This window comes from Chloracidobacterium sp. (assembly GCA_016711345.1).
Taxonomy (GTDB): domain Bacteria; phylum Acidobacteriota; class Blastocatellia; order Pyrinomonadales; family Pyrinomonadaceae; genus OLB17.
The window spans coordinates 1-14,681 of sequence record JADJTD010000009.1 but is presented as its reverse complement, the minus strand read 5'-3'; the positions used below and the strand labels follow the sequence as shown (position 1 = coordinate 14,681).

The window sequence follows — 14,681 nt, the reverse complement described above, 5'->3', positions numbered from 1 at the left end:
CAGTATTCAAAATATCGGGATCAGTTTTTGTAATATTCACTGCAAAAATGTTACTTTTATGCTATAACAAATGTTATAATACAAAAGTAACTAAAAAAACAGACGTAGCCTGTAATCGTACAGGCTACGTCTTTCGCATATCAATCAGTCGATCAGTTTCGACAGAGCGTCTTTGAGCAGCTCCTCCAGATCGCCATTGACAATCGCCTCATCAATGGCGGTCGGCGTAGAGTGCATCCCCAGCGCAATCCCCACTGTGAAGGCGCTCTGCATGGCGTCATAAACTCGCAGGTTTACAGTGCTCTCGATCTTGCTCCACATCTCCGGTGTCATCGTGGGCTTGATAAGCCGCAAGAGCGCATTGAACTCCCGGTGATGAACGATCATGGCCGGCTCGATTTCCTCAAAAATTTCGATAATGATCTCGGTATTCATAGTATTCTCCCTGTGTGGTCTATTGAGGGAGTGGGTGTGATGACTGCTGCGGTTACTCCCGGTTGATAAAATTACTTTGATTGATATTTACTGTGTATCTGCCAAAGTGGCAAGCTCGCCATTGCGGCGATGTTTAACCGGCGGCAAATTTTCCAGCAATAGCAAAGCGCGTGTCGCCGCTACCTCTAGCGGCTTATCGGACCGGATCGGCACTTGGCGCCCATCCAGTTCCGTGTATGCCACTATCGGGAAATTCTGCCATCCTTCTGGCCCGGCTGGCTTAGTAGGTTGGCGATTGCGTTTTTGTTGTATCATGATCATCCTTTCCTTGGTGGGCAGTGGCCACCATCATTACAAGTTGACCGTGTGTGATTGGCGCCTGTTTGTGCGTGCGAGTGTGGGCGCCTGTTGGCGCTTTTTTGCCCCGTCACTGTGTCGCCTTAAGCATCCATTCCCAGAGGTATACCCCCGTCCTGGGAGGTGTTGTAGGTACTGTTGTAGGTTCGTTGTAGGCTCTGTGTGATTACGGCTCGTATATCGTTGTAGGCAGCGTTGTAGGCTCGTTGTAGATTTGTGGTAGGTATCAGGGGAGGCACGTTGTAGGTACGCTCCCCTGATATACATCAGCTTGATTTCAGCAATAAGGACAGGCGCCGATACCCTTCTTTGCTGTCCATCAATTCGGCGCCGGCGCGCTCCAACAGGGCGATAGACTCATCTAGATCGGTTACTGTGAACTCTAACCCGTTGCGCCATTGTCGGCTTTCTTTGGCCACAATGCCGGCATAGCGCAGGAAGGCAACGGCCCATGCCCAGCGGCGTTTGCTCATGCCGGATTTGTACATGGCAGCCACACCCGTCGATTGGCCGCTGAAGGCAGCCAGGATAATGGCGTGGGCATCGACAACAGCAGCCCGTACAATCTTGGATCCCCGGGTGCTGGATGGCAGCTTATTCCGCAGATGGGCCACTTCGCCACGAAGGCGCAACAGTTCCCGGTACAGTGCTTCTGTATTGCTGCTCACTTTACCGTTGGCGTGTGATTCGATTTTGAGCACGATCCTCACCTCCGTAAACCTTGTTTACAACCTTGCCGAATGTTTCATGCGCCCGTTCGTTGGCCTTATCCGCCGCCTTGATTTCAGTGATCCGGATCTTGCCGTAGATGTCCGTTTTGTGCCGCTCGACCCCAGCCGGGCTGTGGGCGTTCTCATCGGCGTTCGACTTGTACACCCCATAGGCGAAGGCAATCACGAAGCACAGCCAGGCCATCCGGTCATCAATCAGGTCTGCTTTATGCAGGCCCAGGGCGACGATCCCCGCTATGGCCACCCAGCCGGCTACCAAGATAAGCTTTGCCCGGTTGCGCTCCATTGGGCTGCTCTTCTCACTCATTGCTTGCATGTGCTGGATGGCGTAGGCGTCCAGCTGTCCGTTGCTCTGTTGGGGCGCCATCAGATGAGCCAGGGCGCCGGCCAACGGACTGTTGCCGTCTTGTTTCGGCGGGGGCAATACCAGGGCGCCGCGTGATTGCTGCGTGATTGCCGCGTGATTAGCCGTGTGGGTAGTGGCCAGGGCGGTGGTGGCGATGTCCGTCACACTGCCGTCGATGGCGTCAAGATAGCCCGTATCATAATCGACAATCTCAATATCAACTTGCTTGCTCATCGCTCACCTCATCTACTTCCACCGACCACACCAGCCAGGGCAAAGCCCATTCCATGATTAGCTTCAAGCCGATTGTAGCCAGAACCAGGGCGGCATACTGTTCGACAGCGCCGGCATGAAAGCCGAACAGGGGCAACAGTGGCAACCAACCAAACTGCGTTGCAATCACCGCGCCGGCCACAAAGACCAACCACCGCGCCCATGCACCCGGGGGAACATGCATACACCCATAGACCAGGGCGCCGGCCGCAAGCAACCATCCCACCACTACCACGAAAATATCAATTATCATTTCCATGTTTCACTCTGTTCCTTCAGCCAGTCCATTTGTGCGGCTTCGCTGCGAGTGTCCCAGAACCAAGGAAGCTGCCCACCGTTGCGCAGGAAGGCCGCTTGCAGTTGGTCAAGGCTCACCCCTGCGTCTGGTGCCTGTAGTGCTGGCTGTGTGCCGGCGCCGTTCGCCTCAGCCACCGACCCGCCCAGCAGCCAGCGCGTGCCCATGCGATTGATGAAGAATTTTTGGCCCTCCGCATTCTCCACAAAGCAAGCCCCTTGCAGGTCCGGCCCATTGTAAATCTGCTCACCAGGGTAAAGGTTGGCGCACCCCGGCCCGGCTGGCGACTCCCCGTCAATCAGGGTCACGCCGCCGGCGGCCGCGCCATCGTTCACACTTGAAGGTGGCGCCTGCACAATCACAGTTTGATGCTCGATATTGGTTTCAATGTTGTTGGTCGTCACACTGCGGTCGGGTGCATAAGACACGTTGGGCTTGAACTCAAGCGCCGGGCTGAACTCAAGACTTGGCGAGACAGTGGGCGAAACTTCTAAGCCACCGTCACCAAATAGGGCAATCAGGACTAGGATACTCAGGCCAAGTAGCAGAATGTTTTTCATGGTTAGTTGCTCCCCTCGCAAGTGGTGATGACGGTAAACGCTGCAATGGCCCGGTCAAGCTTGCTGGCGCCGGCCCATTGCGGTGACAGTTGTTGCTGTGCGTCTGCGTAACAGGCTTTGCTGTCAACCGGTGGCTGCATCGAGGCATTGCCCTTACCGCCGCCGATGGCATCGAAACAACCTTGGGTGTAGAGAACTACAACCGCACATAGCACAATCAAAACGGCTTTGGTGTCCATTACTTCACCGCCTTGCTACGTGGGTAGGTCACATAGGCAAAGGCCGCAATGAGCGCCAGACAGCCGGCAATCTGGCAGATGGGCAGCCAGAAGGCGACCACCACAGCGAAGGCGCCAGCCAGGCCCACAGCCAGGCCCAGCACAATGGCCAGCGTGCGCAGGAGGGCGAACAGGGCGACGGTAGCGCCGGCCATGACGGATATAGCGTCGAAACGTTGGGAAAACTGGTAACTCGAAATCATGTTAAACCTCACTTGTGGATAGGTGAGGCTGTAAATAAAACAGCCCACCAACGAATGTTAAATACTCGCTGTGGGCTGCTATAATGGCTATAGCTGTAGCCCGCTGGTAGTGTCAGCGAGTTATAGTTACGGGTGTGTTGGTGTCTGAACCACCTACACGCCCGGTTACATACAAAGTTGTTTTAAGCCGGTACAGCCTCCGGTTGCTGATAGGGTATCACCGGCAAGGCTTCACCCTTCTCTCTGATTTGCGCTAGATCGTACTCCATTTGCATCCCAAGCCAACTTTCCGGTGTGGGTCCAAAATACTTTGACAAGCGGTAAGCCATCTCTGGGCTAATCCCTTGCTTGCCGTTCAGCAACGATGATAAGGTAAAACGACTGACGCCCAACCCCTTTGCTGCTTCGGTCACGGTTAGGCCCAGTGGCTCTATGTGAAAGTCTCTAATAATTTCCCCAGGATGAGGCGGGTTTTTCATTCGCATCTCAAATTCCCTCAGTGGTAATCAACCAGATCAACATCAAGTGCGTCACCATCCTCAAAGCGGAAAATCAGTCGATAGTTGCCGTCAACCCTGATCGACCAAAAGCCTACTCTACCGCCTTTTAGTGGGTGCAGGTTCAGCCCTGGCCTATCTATATCCCCAATTGCATGGGCATTATTTAGAATCAGTAACAGCCCGCGCAACCTTCTTACTTGCGACTGTTGTAATCCCTTGCTTTGATCATATAGAAACAGGGCTTCCAGCGCCTTGTGTCGAAACGATGTAATCATGCCTTTTATTGTAAGCCATAAGCCTACACTTGTCAATACACAGTTTTTCCAGTGTACACACCTGTGCACTGGCTAAGGAGAAACCTTAAAAAAGTGAGATTTTTACATAAAATCATATATAACTTTATACTCTTTTATGCTTTTATGATCTACAACACACATATAACATAAGTCATAAAATCGCATAAGAGTTCTTATACTTTTATGTCTTTGATTCTAGCCAGGGTGCGGATCGCATCTTCGATAATCTCGCCTTGTGTTTGGCGTGTGCCGGCGCTTATACTCTGCTCTTTCAGCCGGTTCAGCAGAATGAGCACGTCAGGGGCAAGCATAATGGTCGTGCGCATCTTTGCCGGCTCTGGCTGCGCTGGTGGTGCTCCGGGTTGCTCTGGCGCCTTCTGGGGCGCTTCTGGTGCCTTGCTGCCAAAGATGGCATCAGCCCCCAATCCTGATTTTTTAGCCACGATTGATAATCTCCTGTATCAGTTGTTCATAGGCCACGGCGCCGGCACTACCGGGTGCGTGTTCAAACACCGACAGCGCTCGGCTGTGGGCTTCCTCTGTGCGCACGCTGCGCGGGATGATGGTGGTAAAGGCGAGGGCGCCGTAACGTACCTGTATCGCTTCGCTCACATCCCTAGCCACGTTGGTTTGATCGGCCATCGTGACAAACACACCGCCGATTCTGAGGTCGGGTCTATCCAGCCGGCTTTTTACCTTGGCTATCGTCTCTTCCAGCCGGCCTAAGCCCTTCAAGGCGAAGACACCCACGGCGACGGGGATCATTACCTCTGTTGCGGCTGCTAGGGTGTTGACGCAAAGCAGGCCCAGCGACGGCGGCGCATCAATGATAATGTAGTCATAGTTGGCGGCGCGCAGTTTGGAGCGTAGTAGCGTTTGGCCGCCTGTCTCGCTGAGCAATTCGACTTCAGCGCCGGCAAGGTCGATAGAGCTGGGTAGTAACGATAGGCTGGGCAGCCGTGTAGGCATGACACAGGCTGCCAGGTCCGCATCGTTGATCAACAAGTCATAGATAGTGAGCGCCGGCTCTGTGGCCCCTACAGTGGCGTAGGTGGCGTTTGCCTGTGGATCCGCATCAACCAAAAGCACACGCTTGCTGTGTAGCATGGCCAGGCCCACGGCCACATTAACGGCGCTGGTGGTCTTGGCTACACCGCCTTTTTGATTCGCAAAGGTTAGGATTCGCATATGGTTTTATGCTTTCATGCTGCTATGGTTCTATGTGGGAATACGGGTAGTGTACATCCGCAGGGGTTGTGAGGGCAAACGCAGACGAGGAGTAATGAGGGCGTACACCTGCCAAACTCATATTCAACAAAAGACGACTTATGTATAATTCGAGTTTAGCAGGTGTACGCATTACTGCTAAGACTGTTCCCGCTGCGCCCGTTCCATCAGCACAGATTTGCAGTTTGTGGCCATGACGGCCGCCACACCGCCCTTACCGACGATGGGATAGCCCTCGATGATGAGTGCGTCGCTTTGGTTCTGCTCGATGCTCTCTTTCACCTTGCTCCACTGCTTATTGACGATGAACACGGCCCAGGTGATCGCGCTGCCTTCCGGCACGGCCGGCAACCCCTTGGGCAGCGTCTTAGGCTCGCGCCCCTTCAGCGAGACAACCACACAATCTTTTTGTTGAATGACCTTCAGCGGTCTACCTATCAATGTGAGTTTCACGGTTCTGGCCTCTCCTGTCGATTTAAGGGCTTGGGCAATGAGTTGCTTCGCTTCATCCCAGGTCATCGCCGGCGCCGTGGGTGATCCCTTAGCCCTGGCGCTCTTCTGCTTCTTCTTTGGGTTGCGGTTGGCTGGGAAGATGGCCTTGCGCTCTTCTTTGGTTGCGCCTTGCTTGATGAGATGGAAGAAGACACCGCCGGGGGACCGCCGACGTTTCTCATTGGCGGTCATCATACCGCCCTGCGCTTCTACCTCTAGCGCCTGGTGCATAAGCGCCTTGGCCCGCTCTGGCCCCAACACCGCAACCGCCGTCCGCACTTCTGCTATATTGCGCTCGCTGAGCGCCTGCGCTATCTCCTGAACTATGGCTGCATTATCATCCATCCTTAGCGCCCTCCCCTCGCCTGGTCTGCAATCAACTTTGCTACTGTGGCCTGCATACTGGCGTACTGGCCCTCCAGCGCTGTCAGCCGGCCCGCCATGCCTTGTAGCATCAGTTTAAGCGATTCTCTATCAACTCGCTCAATTTCATCAGCCGGCGTACCGGCGTTCATGCTCTTAAGCAGGGTTGACAGATAGTCACCCATTTTATTGCGCCCGCCGGCCATCCGTTCAAGCAGATCGGCGGCTTCTGCATCAACCGTCAAATTTAGTCGTTTTGTACTCATTGCGTCATTCCATACAATACGTCATTACCTACACGAATAACGGATACACGAAATACTTTTGTAATAGAGAGGATAACACGCAATACAATAGGTGTCAATAACACGTCATTTCATAAGAAAAGCGTTGACAACCAACTGGTTTTCTGTTATTATAGCTTTAGATAATTTATCATTATTCAAAGCTATCGGATAGGGGTGAAAGCATGACCGAATTGACCACAATCACAACCACTTTGGCGACGGCTGAACAAATGGCGGCACTGGGCGCTGTCGCCAATCACTATGCCGCCGGCTCTACCTTTGCCGACTACATCAGCCGCAAGGCGCCCAATACCGTTAAGGCCCAGGGCTTCGATTTGGCCAGCTTTGCCGACTTCCTCACTACAGCCGGCGTTGCGGTCAGTGGCGAGCAGTTACAGCACAGCCCGGCCGCTTGGCAGGGGGTGACATGGGGCATTGTCAAGGGCTTTGTAGAATGGCAATTGAAGGCCGGTCACGCTGTTGCGTCGATCAACCGGCGCCTGTCCACCTTGAAGGTTTACGCTGCGTTGGCAGCTCAGGCCGGCACTGTCAGTGCTCAGGATCTAGCGCTCATTCAAACTGTGCGCGGCTATGGCCAGAAAGAAGCCAAGCGGGTGAATGAGCGGCGCGAGGTCAAGCGAGTAGGCAACAAGAAGGCTGATCATGTAGCCATCAGTGACGACCAGGCCGCCCGGCTCAAGGCCCAGCCGCTTGATACACCACAGAGCCGGCGTGATGCTGCGCTCATGGCCCTATTGCTCGATCATGGGCTGCGCGCTGGCGAGGTGGCAGCGCTGACCGTGACCAATATCGACTTGGGCAAGGGGATGATCGTGGGCTTCTACCGGCCAAAGGTCGATAAGACGCAGAATAATAAGCTGTCGGCTGATGCCCTGCAAGCCCTCAAGGCTTACTTTGAAAATAACGATGCCCCGGCTTTAGGTCCGTTGCTCCGTGGCAGCCGCAAGGGTGGCAAGCTCGACCAGGCCGGCATGAGTGAAACGGCCATTACTGAGCGCGCGGACCTTGGGCGCCGCCATCGGGATTGATGGCCTATCGGCGCATGATTGCCGTCACTACTGGGCCACCTACTGGGGCAACCGTGTAGAGAAGTTGCCCAAGGGGGTCTTTACATTACAGGAAGCCGGCGGCTGGAATAGCCTGACCATGCCCCGGCGCTATGTTGACCAGTCGGCAACAGCTAACGAAGGGATGGCGTAAAACCGCACAGAACGCCCCTATTTGCGTTTCAAGGTCATTTGGTACCAGGCTGGCGCCTTTCGTCGCAGGGCGCCCCGTTTTTCATAGGATAGAAAAGAGGACAGAACGATGGTTAGTAGGAATGAGCTTGAACGAGAAATCGAATTGATCATCGGCATGATGGCCGATGCCGGCCCAGAGGAGCGTGATTATCTCGTGGGCAAGTTGGCAGCGTTGCTGTGGGTTGCTGGACAGCTCCGCACCGATGCCAGGCGCAAGGCTGAACAGGCATGGGACCAGGCCCGGCCGGCGCCGGCCACCAGGTGAGCTATGGACCATCACACTACTTTAGACGAAAACATCGATTTCGCTGCGCTTACACAGTTGGGTAGTGAGTGGGCGAAGCATGGCCGGCGCCGCATCTATTTCGATCCCCTTACCGGCTGGTATGGGCTGCGTATAGAACGTTTGCCCAATCTAGGGACCATCACAGCCGTCTATCTGCGCGGCGTGGTCATCCCCGAAAGCGAAGGCCGCGCCATTGCGGCTCGGCTCCAGGGGGCAAAGGTCTACTATGACGAGGGCGATCATTGTTTTCATGGCAGTAGATTAGACATAGAGGATTTTACGTTTATTGTCGAACAAATCAGGAGAGCCACCAGGTGAGGCCCAAAACTATAACCTTTAGGGTTATAGCCACACCTATTTTACTTTTTCACACTTTTCCGCGGCCCCAGGGCGCCGGCTTGCACCACTCCCCACACTGCGTTATAATCCACATAACCGGCTTGTTGCGTGCGGCTTCGGTCGCTTCGGGGGAACGCTTCAGCCGGTTTCTTTTTGCCCTGATTGTGTGTCTTTTTTAGTGAATCTACACACACATCGTAGAGCAATCGTCAAGTAGTGTGTGTGTAAATATGATACAATAGACACACATAGACCGATTGCAAACAGGGGACAGGCACAATGAAAAGTAAACTCAATAAGATTCGTGAATTACTCGCAGACCTAAACCGGGATGAGATTGCAGCGCTACAGCAGGAGTTGACCGACATAGCGCCCTTTGCGAAGGAAGCCAGTCCAGAGGAAAAGCTTTTGGCGCCTGGCCATTACTTCGAGGATCGCTTATCAGTGCGTGGTAACAGTTCACAGCAGTACCTGTATGAACGATGGTACGAGCGTGACGGGTTGTCACTCAAGCACAAAGGACGCCTGCTGTATAAAGGTAGTTTGCAGGAATATGTAGCCAGCCTTGATAAAATCGAATGAGGAATAAGAAGAGGTGATCGACATGTCGATCACCTCTTCTTATTTATAGATACACAACACTACACTACAGTTGTATGATGGTTTTGTTGTACAAAATCAGACTTTAATCATACAACTGTAGTGTAGTGTTGTTACTGCTCGATCATCGTCTCATAGGCTGCCAAGATCGATGCCACGATCTTACGCTCCGTTTCAGTCAGGGTAACGCTGCCTTCGCCCTGTGACCCAACAAAGCGGACCTCCGTTGCCGGCGACGTGGCCACGGCTCTAAGCATCTCCAGATCCTTGTCAGCAACAAAGCCGTCAAATTTCTCGACCGACTTTCCATCAATCCAGTCTACCTCTACCGTTTCGCCAAGCCGGTCAAGATTCGGCTCTATGGTGAAAGTGCGATCCGGCGTGGTCACAACGTACTTTTCAATAAAGACGAGCGTGTCAGGCCGATAGATGATTTTTAGCCTTAGCCAAAAGTCATCGCCCCGTTGCGCTATGTATGGATAGAAGTAGGTGCCCTGGAGCGACTGCGAGCGATTATCAAAGTAAAACACCATGCCGTTCGCGCCATCTGTGGTAGACACAAGGGAACTCATCTCGCTTGCGTCTATTTCATTCCCACCACAGCCGGCGGCCAGGGCCATCAGCAGGAAAAGCGGGCTAGATACTTCATACAGCACCCTTTTTGCCTGAATCAATAGGAAGGTCACCATTTGCATAAAATCGCAAAACATAGAAACATACCGACCTACCTTGTTTCATTGAAAATAGGCCGGTTTCTGCAAGCCAGTTTCAACACTCACTACGCTAGAAGTTGCTGCAATGATTTTTCGCAGTCGGCTAAGCGGTCACACAGGCCGCGATAGTGCTGCAAAACGCCACTGACGTGGATAGCGGCGCTTCTCAGTTGTTCCACTAAAAACGGGTAGTACCGCCCAAGGGTCGCATGGATTGCTGCAATGTCGCTGTCCACTTGCAGCAATCGTTCAGGCATGTTAGGCTGCCACCGTTTCAGCTCAGCCCGCAGTTTTTCGATCTGGCCTTCCAGTTCATCTTTTCGGTTGAGATGATCCTGCAGCGTCCGTCGATGCATATCAACTACCTCAGCGTGCCGGCGGCGCTGAAAACGGATCTGGCTCTCATCAACGATGTAGCCGACTTGGCTATTGGCGGCTACCGCTTCGGAAATAGCCCGATCTAACTCCTGTAGTTTTGCAAGGGCTTCGTTGTACTGTTGTTGCACTGCCTTCAATGACATACTCTCTCTCCTGTCTATTTATTTGCTGCTGAACGAACAAGCTCTAATACATGCTGCTGCGTTACACCGGCTTCCTGCGCTGCGATGGCTGCCACCAAAAGGCCATAGAAGAAGTCCGGATCGATGCCGGCTTGGGCTAACTCTTGCCGCCAGTCGCCTATACTCACCTTCTCTTGATCCATCTCGGCAGACTTGCGCGCCAACCGGCTGGCCTCTTCCACTGTGCGCGCTACGTCTGCTTCTTTCCAGTCAGCCGGCTCTATGATGATGGTACGGTTGATTGTCTTTCCATCTTCCGCCAAAACATCTGTCACAGTTTGACGAAACACCGGCGCCCGCCTCATCTGCTTAGAGCGTTCCCAAAGCTCCTCGGCGGCGTCCCATTCCTTCTGCCGTATCTGGAGTTGGCGTTGCTTCCACAGCTCTTCTTCTGCCTTGCGCGCCTGCTCGCTTAGATGGGTGTCATAGGCGCGGGCACGCGCTGGCCAGCCTATGCTATTTTCAAAGACCGTGCCGGCTGGCTTGTGGCCTTTTGGTGTGCGGCCTTCGCTCCAGTTCTTCCAAGCGCCTGGGGCATTGATGAGCGCGCCTGCCGGCGTTGTCTTCAATAGACCTTTTGATAATCGGTAATTGCGGTATGCATCGGCCAGCGTGCGCTCGTTGGGCTGCATGGGTAGGTAGTAGGTTTGAAAGATGTAGTAGGACGTATCAGTGTCCCACGGCTGCCGGTCCCACAGGTTTGCTGTCATGGGGCCACCGATCCTCTTTCACCTTGCAGTGCTGGTAACATATCCATTCTCCAGTCCGTAAAATAAAAAAGGGTGCGCGGATCTCAAGAAGATCCGCGCACCGGCGCAATAAAATATTATTTTCAACAGATGACAGGTCAGCCTATGGCTATGCGTGCCACCGTCCACGGTGCTTTGCTGGCGCTTTGCGTTGCGGCACGATCACGCTCTGATTGTCACGAGCGCCGTCAAGAAATTCGTCTAAAAACTCAGCCGGCGGCACGTCTTTCTCTGTCATCTCTGCATTATAATGAATGTCCAAGCGCACTTGACGCACAACGGCATAGATTAGATCCAGAGCAGCATCACCCGTACAAAAAACCTTTTTTCTCAGTTTTTCAGCCATACACCACCTACGCAACACTACTACACGAATAGTAATTGTATCAATTTCGGTGTGATTTGACGAAAAACGACGAAGAAAATGGGCCTTTCACGCTCCTCTCGCGGGCTTTTCTGAGCTTGGTGTGGCTGGCCACCAGCCGGCCATCAACCGCCGCACCATGGCGCGGGTTGTGGGGCACGTAGCGCCGGCGCAGGCTTTGCGCAACATGGCCAGGCGGCGCGCTGTGGGGCATCTATAGGTTGTCATAGTGCCTTCACCGCCTCGTCATCCGCCAAGCGACAGGTGGTTGTGATGATCTGCGCAATGTCCGCTTGTTTGCGATAGTATTGCGCCCAAATGATTGTCAGCAAAGGGGATGTTAGCGCCCAACATATCGCTTAACTCTACCAGCTCGGCAAATTCCGACTCCGACAGGGTTAGGCGGCCGGTTAGTTCTGTCAGTCGATACCGGGCCAGCGGTCGGTTCCGGCATAGTCGGCGCTTGTTTCGGCGCCCGCCGGCGGTAGATAGAGCGGTGTATAGGCCCATTTGTTGAGGTCGTCATTACTCATAGATGGGTAGAGCTGCTCACGCACCCGGCGCCGCTGTTCGGTCAGGCGGGCGATCTTGCGCTCCAGTTGTGTGGTGTCAGCGCCCACGGTGGCGAGGTCGCAGGCCGTTTTCTGCTCTATTTTGCGCCCGTTCCAAGGTCCGTTCCCAGCGACAAAGGCCGCCGTTATAGGTCCTGAAAACTCCCTGTCGGCGAAACTGTAGCACCTGGAAAGGCGTGGGCTTCGATGATATGGCTAGAGGGCGCCTTATGTTGACGATGGGACTCGATCAGGCCCATGTCACGCAACTTGCGAATGATCGTCGCCACCAGCGACTTGGTGAGGCCAAATGATTGGGTCAGTTCATCGACAGTTGTGCCGCTGCCGCCGGCGTTCAGCAACCCGTCAACGACCGGGATCCCACACGCTTGCAACCCGGGTAATAGGCTATCTAGGAAGGCATGGAACGTATCGTCGCCACCATCGCAGGAGGCCCGCCGCGCCGCTTGGCGTTGGTGACGGGACGTGCCACCACTGAACCCGTCGTCATTCATCCAGTGTAAAAAAGTTGATGTGATTAGATTTCCACCTTAGCAGCACTAGAGACTGGTGTTACAAGTGGAAAAGTAATCATATCAACTTTGATCGATACATTCCAGGTATTTGGTTTGTCGGTTGGCTGGGCATCAAATAGCTGCATGGCGCCGTAAAACCGGCTCTACACTCTTGTGCGACTTGGCTTGCACGGTTTCGCCGTCCGTATTGACGCCGCACTACCCGGTAGGCGTTGATGCTAACGTTGTCGGTGCGACCGACTGCGCGATCTGTAGAATCCGGGTGATGATTTGGCGGTCGGTTGAGGCCGTGCGATATTCCGGTTTGCCATTGCGTTGGGCTTTCAGTTCATCGGGAACAAACTGCCCTAAGTCGGTTGTGAGGATGGCATCGCACAGCGCAAGAAGGTCAACAGCCGGCGTAGGGCGCTCTATTTCGATGCCTTTGACCAGCAACATGTCAGTGGGCCATTTCCACAAAGCGCCGCCCCTTGGGTCCCGGCTCAGGCCCGTACACCATGCCCAGCATTCAAGGGCATCGCCGCCCCGACTGTCAGCGAACGAATAGAAAATATCGCCCTTGGGTTGAATGAGCAACCCACCGTTACCTAATACGGATCCGCCGTTTGGCTCACTGCGCATTTCGCCCAGCCAACAAAGTGGCACAAGACTTCCAAAACCGTCCAGTGCTCTCGTACTCGGTCAGCCGTGCTATTCTGTGAATGCGTGCGTTCTGTGGGCTTAGTGGTGGCATCACCGATGGGTTGGGAGGTAGCAGGGCGCTTGGCCTTGTCGGCTTTGGTATCGGTCAATTCCTCGCCTGTCCAGGCTCGCCAAATGTCGGCAAGCTCGACAAAGGTCATCTCGATAGGCGCCCGCCCATTGTTTTGGTAGAGGGCGCCGGATGGGTGCGTACCCACAACCGCCGCCTGATTACCCGTAGATAGGAGTTCGGCAAAGGGTTGTTTCTCCTCCGGCCGGCGTGCTTTGGCCGCAACGGGAGACGATCAGTTATGCGGATCGCCACCTTCCCCGCTCTGGGGCGTTGTCGCGGTAGGAAATGAGCGAGTTTTTTAAAATGGGAAACGTGTCGAGAAGATGAGGAAAGCCGGTGTCAGTGTCGATCCAAACAGTGTTGTTACTGTGGGTGCCGGCATGAACGCCCGCATTGCCAGGGTGACGGCTGGCCTCTTCTGCGGTAAAAGGCCGGTTCTGCCACCCCTTTGTGAAGGGCACTTTGCCATTTAAGAGAGTGAAGGTAAAGCCCCAGGCCGCAAATTGGGCAATCTGTGATCGCTGTTCGCTCCGCTCAATATGCGAAGTTTTTATACTAGCGTCAGGTGTGTTAAAATGGGGAGAGGGATGCCCTCCCTCCAGATCCGTGGAACGCTGGCCATCCGGCTGGCGTTTCGCGAAATTATCGAAATTTGTGTTATTATATAACATATGTCATAATTACCGATGTATATTTATGAGAAAAAACGACGATTTAGAAACGCCCTGCTGTCACGAGCAGGGCGCTTCGTTTCTATGGTTACTGCGCCTCTCCGCCGCAAATTGTTGCATGAACAGTTGAGCGCCTTCGAGTAGAATAGTTGTTCGCGAAATTCTGCGACTGGCCGAAAGACCGTCAATTTCAGCTTTCAGTTCATGAGGCAGGCGAAGGGCGATTTGTTCAGTATTCCGCGTGATGCCACCTCTGCGCCGCTGCACTTCAGTTCCCAGAATCATCATCTGCTCATAATCTCCATCCTCTGTTGATCGGGCAGGTTTTACGCTCACAATATAATCACCTGCATATGCAGTATTCAAAATATCGATCAGTTTTGTAATATTCACTGCAAAAATGTTACTTTTATGCTATAACAAATGTTATAATACAAAAGTAACTAAAAAAACAGACGTAGCCTGTAATCGTACAGGCTACGTCTTTCGCATATCAATCAGTCGATCAGTTTCGACAGAGCGTCTTTGAGCAGCTCCTCCAGATCGCCATTGACAATCGCCTCATCAATGGCGGTCGGCGTAGAGTGCATCCCCAGCGCAATCCCCACTGTGAAGGCGCTCTGCATGGCGTCATAAACCGCAGGTTTACAGTG

28 protein-coding genes are annotated in these 14,681 nt (G+C 53.7%); 4 read left to right on the top strand and 24 right to left on the bottom strand.

Going from position 1 to position 14,681, the window contains the following annotated elements; genetic code table 11:
- Positions 1-144 precede the first annotated feature (144 nt).
- The 14 genes from IPL32_19655 to IPL32_19590 form a co-directional block, all read right to left on the bottom strand.
- Positions 145-435 carry a hypothetical protein gene (locus tag IPL32_19655; GenBank protein MBK8468036.1) on the bottom strand — a complete coding sequence of 97 codons (291 nt, stop codon included), beginning with the start codon at positions 433-435 and terminating at the stop codon, positions 145-147.
- Positions 436-522: 87 nt separating this feature from the next.
- The gene (locus IPL32_19650; GenBank protein MBK8468035.1) at positions 523-750 is read right to left on the bottom strand and encodes a hypothetical protein; all 228 of its coding nucleotides are present in this window, start codon (positions 748-750) and stop codon (positions 523-525) included.
- A 308-nt stretch (positions 751-1,058) separates the two neighbouring features.
- Positions 1,059-1,493, bottom strand: a complete 435-nt coding sequence (locus IPL32_19645; GenBank protein MBK8468034.1) for a hypothetical protein — start codon at positions 1,491-1,493, stop codon at positions 1,059-1,061.
- Positions 1,462-2,103 (bottom strand): hypothetical protein, encoded by a 642-nt coding sequence (locus tag IPL32_19640; protein ID MBK8468033.1) that lies wholly within the window; start codon positions 2,101-2,103, stop codon positions 1,462-1,464. The genes IPL32_19645 and IPL32_19640 overlap by 32 nt, the downstream gene beginning before the upstream one ends.
- Complete coding sequence (locus tag IPL32_19635; GenBank protein MBK8468032.1) at positions 2,087-2,401, bottom strand: hypothetical protein; 315 nt, start codon at positions 2,399-2,401, stop codon at positions 2,087-2,089. The genes IPL32_19640 and IPL32_19635 overlap by 17 nt, the downstream gene beginning before the upstream one ends.
- Positions 2,392-2,997 (bottom strand): hypothetical protein, encoded by a 606-nt coding sequence (locus IPL32_19630; protein MBK8468031.1) that lies wholly within the window; start codon positions 2,995-2,997, stop codon positions 2,392-2,394. The genes IPL32_19635 and IPL32_19630 overlap by 10 nt, the downstream gene beginning before the upstream one ends.
- A 2-nt stretch (positions 2,998-2,999) precedes the next feature.
- A complete protein-coding gene (locus tag IPL32_19625) occupies positions 3,000-3,236 on the bottom strand; it encodes a hypothetical protein (protein MBK8468030.1) in 237 nt (78 codons plus the stop codon).
- On the bottom strand, positions 3,236-3,478 hold the full coding sequence (locus IPL32_19620) for a hypothetical protein (GenBank protein MBK8468029.1): 243 nt from the start codon (positions 3,476-3,478) through the stop codon (positions 3,236-3,238). The genes IPL32_19625 and IPL32_19620 overlap by 1 nt, the downstream gene beginning before the upstream one ends.
- A gap of 182 nt (positions 3,479-3,660) precedes the next feature.
- A complete protein-coding gene (locus tag IPL32_19615; GenBank protein MBK8468028.1) occupies positions 3,661-3,963 on the bottom strand; it encodes a HigA family addiction module antidote protein in 303 nt (100 codons plus the stop codon).
- A gap of 11 nt (positions 3,964-3,974) precedes the next feature.
- The gene (locus tag IPL32_19610; protein ID MBK8468027.1) at positions 3,975-4,253 is read right to left on the bottom strand and encodes a type II toxin-antitoxin system RelE/ParE family toxin; all 279 of its coding nucleotides are present in this window, start codon (positions 4,251-4,253) and stop codon (positions 3,975-3,977) included.
- Positions 4,254-4,447: 194 nt separating this feature from the next.
- Positions 4,448-4,717 carry a hypothetical protein gene (locus IPL32_19605; GenBank protein ID MBK8468026.1) on the bottom strand — a complete coding sequence of 90 codons (270 nt, stop codon included), beginning with the start codon at positions 4,715-4,717 and terminating at the stop codon, positions 4,448-4,450.
- On the bottom strand, positions 4,710-5,462 hold the full coding sequence (locus IPL32_19600) for a ParA family protein (protein ID MBK8468025.1): 753 nt from the start codon (positions 5,460-5,462) through the stop codon (positions 4,710-4,712). Before IPL32_19600 ends, IPL32_19605 begins: the two co-directional genes overlap by 8 nt.
- Positions 5,463-5,639: 177 nt before the next feature.
- Positions 5,640-6,338 (bottom strand): hypothetical protein, encoded by a 699-nt coding sequence (locus IPL32_19595; GenBank protein ID MBK8468024.1) that lies wholly within the window; start codon positions 6,336-6,338, stop codon positions 5,640-5,642.
- A 2-nt stretch (positions 6,339-6,340) separates the two neighbouring features.
- The gene (locus tag IPL32_19590) at positions 6,341-6,622 is read right to left on the bottom strand and encodes a hypothetical protein (GenBank protein ID MBK8468023.1); all 282 of its coding nucleotides are present in this window, start codon (positions 6,620-6,622) and stop codon (positions 6,341-6,343) included.
- 203 nt (positions 6,623-6,825) lie between these two features.
- Between IPL32_19590 and IPL32_19585 the strand changes: the two genes are divergently transcribed.
- The 4 genes from IPL32_19585 (at position 6,826) to IPL32_19570 (ending at position 9,112) form a co-directional block, all read left to right on the top strand.
- Entirely contained in the window at positions 6,826-7,692 is an 867-nt protein-coding gene (locus IPL32_19585) for a tyrosine-type recombinase/integrase (protein ID MBK8468022.1), read from the top strand.
- A gap of 280 nt (positions 7,693-7,972) precedes the next feature.
- Positions 7,973-8,170: a hypothetical protein gene (locus IPL32_19580; protein MBK8468021.1), complete on the top strand. Its 198-nt coding sequence runs from the start codon at positions 7,973-7,975 to the stop codon at positions 8,168-8,170.
- Between the two features lie 3 nt (positions 8,171-8,173).
- Entirely contained in the window at positions 8,174-8,509 is a 336-nt protein-coding gene (locus IPL32_19575; GenBank protein MBK8468020.1) for a hypothetical protein, read from the top strand.
- 300 nt (positions 8,510-8,809) lie between these two features.
- Entirely contained in the window at positions 8,810-9,112 is a 303-nt protein-coding gene (locus IPL32_19570; GenBank protein ID MBK8468019.1) for a hypothetical protein, read from the top strand.
- Positions 9,113-9,243: 131 nt separating this feature from the next.
- On the opposite strand, the gene IPL32_19565 is transcribed toward IPL32_19570, so the two are convergent.
- The 10 genes from IPL32_19565 to IPL32_19520 all read right to left on the bottom strand — a co-directional run.
- On the bottom strand, positions 9,244-9,840 hold the full coding sequence (locus IPL32_19565) for a hypothetical protein (protein MBK8468018.1): 597 nt from the start codon (positions 9,838-9,840) through the stop codon (positions 9,244-9,246).
- 68 nt (positions 9,841-9,908) lie between these two features.
- Positions 9,909-10,364, bottom strand: coding sequence for a hypothetical protein (locus tag IPL32_19560; GenBank protein ID MBK8468017.1), 456 nt, complete (start codon positions 10,362-10,364; stop codon positions 9,909-9,911).
- A gap of 14 nt (positions 10,365-10,378) precedes the next feature.
- Positions 10,379-11,113: a hypothetical protein gene (locus tag IPL32_19555; GenBank protein MBK8468016.1), complete on the bottom strand. Its 735-nt coding sequence runs from the start codon at positions 11,111-11,113 to the stop codon at positions 10,379-10,381.
- Positions 11,114-11,261: 148 nt separating this feature from the next.
- Positions 11,262-11,498, bottom strand: a complete 237-nt coding sequence (locus tag IPL32_19550; GenBank protein MBK8468015.1) for a hypothetical protein — start codon at positions 11,496-11,498, stop codon at positions 11,262-11,264.
- A gap of 715 nt (positions 11,499-12,213) precedes the next feature.
- Positions 12,214-12,462, bottom strand: coding sequence for a winged helix-turn-helix transcriptional regulator (locus IPL32_19545; GenBank protein ID MBK8468014.1), 249 nt, complete (start codon positions 12,460-12,462; stop codon positions 12,214-12,216).
- 339 nt (positions 12,463-12,801) lie between these two features.
- Positions 12,802-13,248, bottom strand: a complete 447-nt coding sequence (locus tag IPL32_19540; GenBank protein MBK8468013.1) for a hypothetical protein — start codon at positions 13,246-13,248, stop codon at positions 12,802-12,804.
- Complete coding sequence (locus IPL32_19535) at positions 13,191-13,502, bottom strand: hypothetical protein (GenBank protein ID MBK8468012.1); 312 nt, start codon at positions 13,500-13,502, stop codon at positions 13,191-13,193. Before IPL32_19535 ends, IPL32_19540 begins: the two co-directional genes overlap by 58 nt.
- A 91-nt stretch (positions 13,503-13,593) precedes the next feature.
- Entirely contained in the window at positions 13,594-14,028 is a 435-nt protein-coding gene (locus IPL32_19530) for a hypothetical protein (GenBank protein MBK8468011.1), read from the bottom strand.
- 60 nt (positions 14,029-14,088) lie between these two features.
- Positions 14,089-14,421: a hypothetical protein gene (locus IPL32_19525; protein MBK8468010.1), complete on the bottom strand. Its 333-nt coding sequence runs from the start codon at positions 14,419-14,421 to the stop codon at positions 14,089-14,091.
- A gap of 104 nt (positions 14,422-14,525) precedes the next feature.
- Positions 14,526-14,681: hypothetical protein (locus IPL32_19520; GenBank protein MBK8468009.1), on the bottom strand; the 156-nt coding region annotated here is incomplete at its 5' end.

Excerpts from the sequence above, each read along its gene's own strand:
- IPL32_19625 (MBK8468030.1), bottom strand. The coding sequence starts at position 3,236 with ATGGACACCAAAGCCGTTTTGATTGTGCTATGTGCGGTTGTAGTTCTC.
- IPL32_19590 (MBK8468023.1), bottom strand. The coding sequence starts at position 6,622 with ATGAGTACAAAACGACTAAATTTGACGGTTGATGCAGAAGCCGCCGAT.
- IPL32_19555 (MBK8468016.1), bottom strand. The coding sequence starts at position 11,113 with ATGACAGCAAACCTGTGGGACCGGCAGCCGTGGGACACTGATACGTCC.
- IPL32_19620 (MBK8468029.1), bottom strand. The coding sequence starts at position 3,478 with ATGATTTCGAGTTACCAGTTTTCCCAACGTTTCGACGCTATATCCGTC.
- IPL32_19560 (MBK8468017.1), bottom strand. The coding sequence starts at position 10,364 with ATGTCATTGAAGGCAGTGCAACAACAGTACAACGAAGCCCTTGCAAAA.
- IPL32_19585 (MBK8468022.1), top strand. The coding sequence starts at position 6,826 with ATGACCGAATTGACCACAATCACAACCACTTTGGCGACGGCTGAACAA.
- IPL32_19650 (MBK8468035.1), bottom strand. The coding sequence starts at position 750 with ATGATACAACAAAAACGCAATCGCCAACCTACTAAGCCAGCCGGGCCA.
- IPL32_19570 (MBK8468019.1), top strand. The coding sequence starts at position 8,810 with ATGAAAAGTAAACTCAATAAGATTCGTGAATTACTCGCAGACCTAAAC.
- IPL32_19530 (MBK8468011.1), bottom strand. The coding sequence starts at position 14,028 with ATGTTATATAATAACACAAATTTCGATAATTTCGCGAAACGCCAGCCG.
- IPL32_19610 (MBK8468027.1), bottom strand. The coding sequence starts at position 4,253 with ATGATTACATCGTTTCGACACAAGGCGCTGGAAGCCCTGTTTCTATAT.
- IPL32_19565 (MBK8468018.1), bottom strand. The coding sequence starts at position 9,840 with ATGTTTTGCGATTTTATGCAAATGGTGACCTTCCTATTGATTCAGGCA.
- IPL32_19635 (MBK8468032.1), bottom strand. The coding sequence starts at position 2,401 with ATGGAAATGATAATTGATATTTTCGTGGTAGTGGTGGGATGGTTGCTT.
- IPL32_19600 (MBK8468025.1), bottom strand. The coding sequence starts at position 5,462 with ATGCGAATCCTAACCTTTGCGAATCAAAAAGGCGGTGTAGCCAAGACC.
- IPL32_19575 (MBK8468020.1), top strand. The coding sequence starts at position 8,174 with ATGGACCATCACACTACTTTAGACGAAAACATCGATTTCGCTGCGCTT.
- IPL32_19630 (MBK8468031.1), bottom strand. The coding sequence starts at position 2,997 with ATGAAAAACATTCTGCTACTTGGCCTGAGTATCCTAGTCCTGATTGCC.
- IPL32_19640 (MBK8468033.1), bottom strand. The coding sequence starts at position 2,103 with ATGAGCAAGCAAGTTGATATTGAGATTGTCGATTATGATACGGGCTAT.
- IPL32_19595 (MBK8468024.1), bottom strand. The coding sequence starts at position 6,338 with ATGGATGATAATGCAGCCATAGTTCAGGAGATAGCGCAGGCGCTCAGC.
- IPL32_19580 (MBK8468021.1), top strand. The coding sequence starts at position 7,973 with ATGGTTAGTAGGAATGAGCTTGAACGAGAAATCGAATTGATCATCGGC.
- IPL32_19550 (MBK8468015.1), bottom strand. The coding sequence starts at position 11,498 with ATGGCTGAAAAACTGAGAAAAAAGGTTTTTTGTACGGGTGATGCTGCT.
- IPL32_19655 (MBK8468036.1), bottom strand. The coding sequence starts at position 435 with ATGAATACCGAGATCATTATCGAAATTTTTGAGGAAATCGAGCCGGCC.
- IPL32_19615 (MBK8468028.1), bottom strand. The coding sequence starts at position 3,963 with ATGCGAATGAAAAACCCGCCTCATCCTGGGGAAATTATTAGAGACTTT.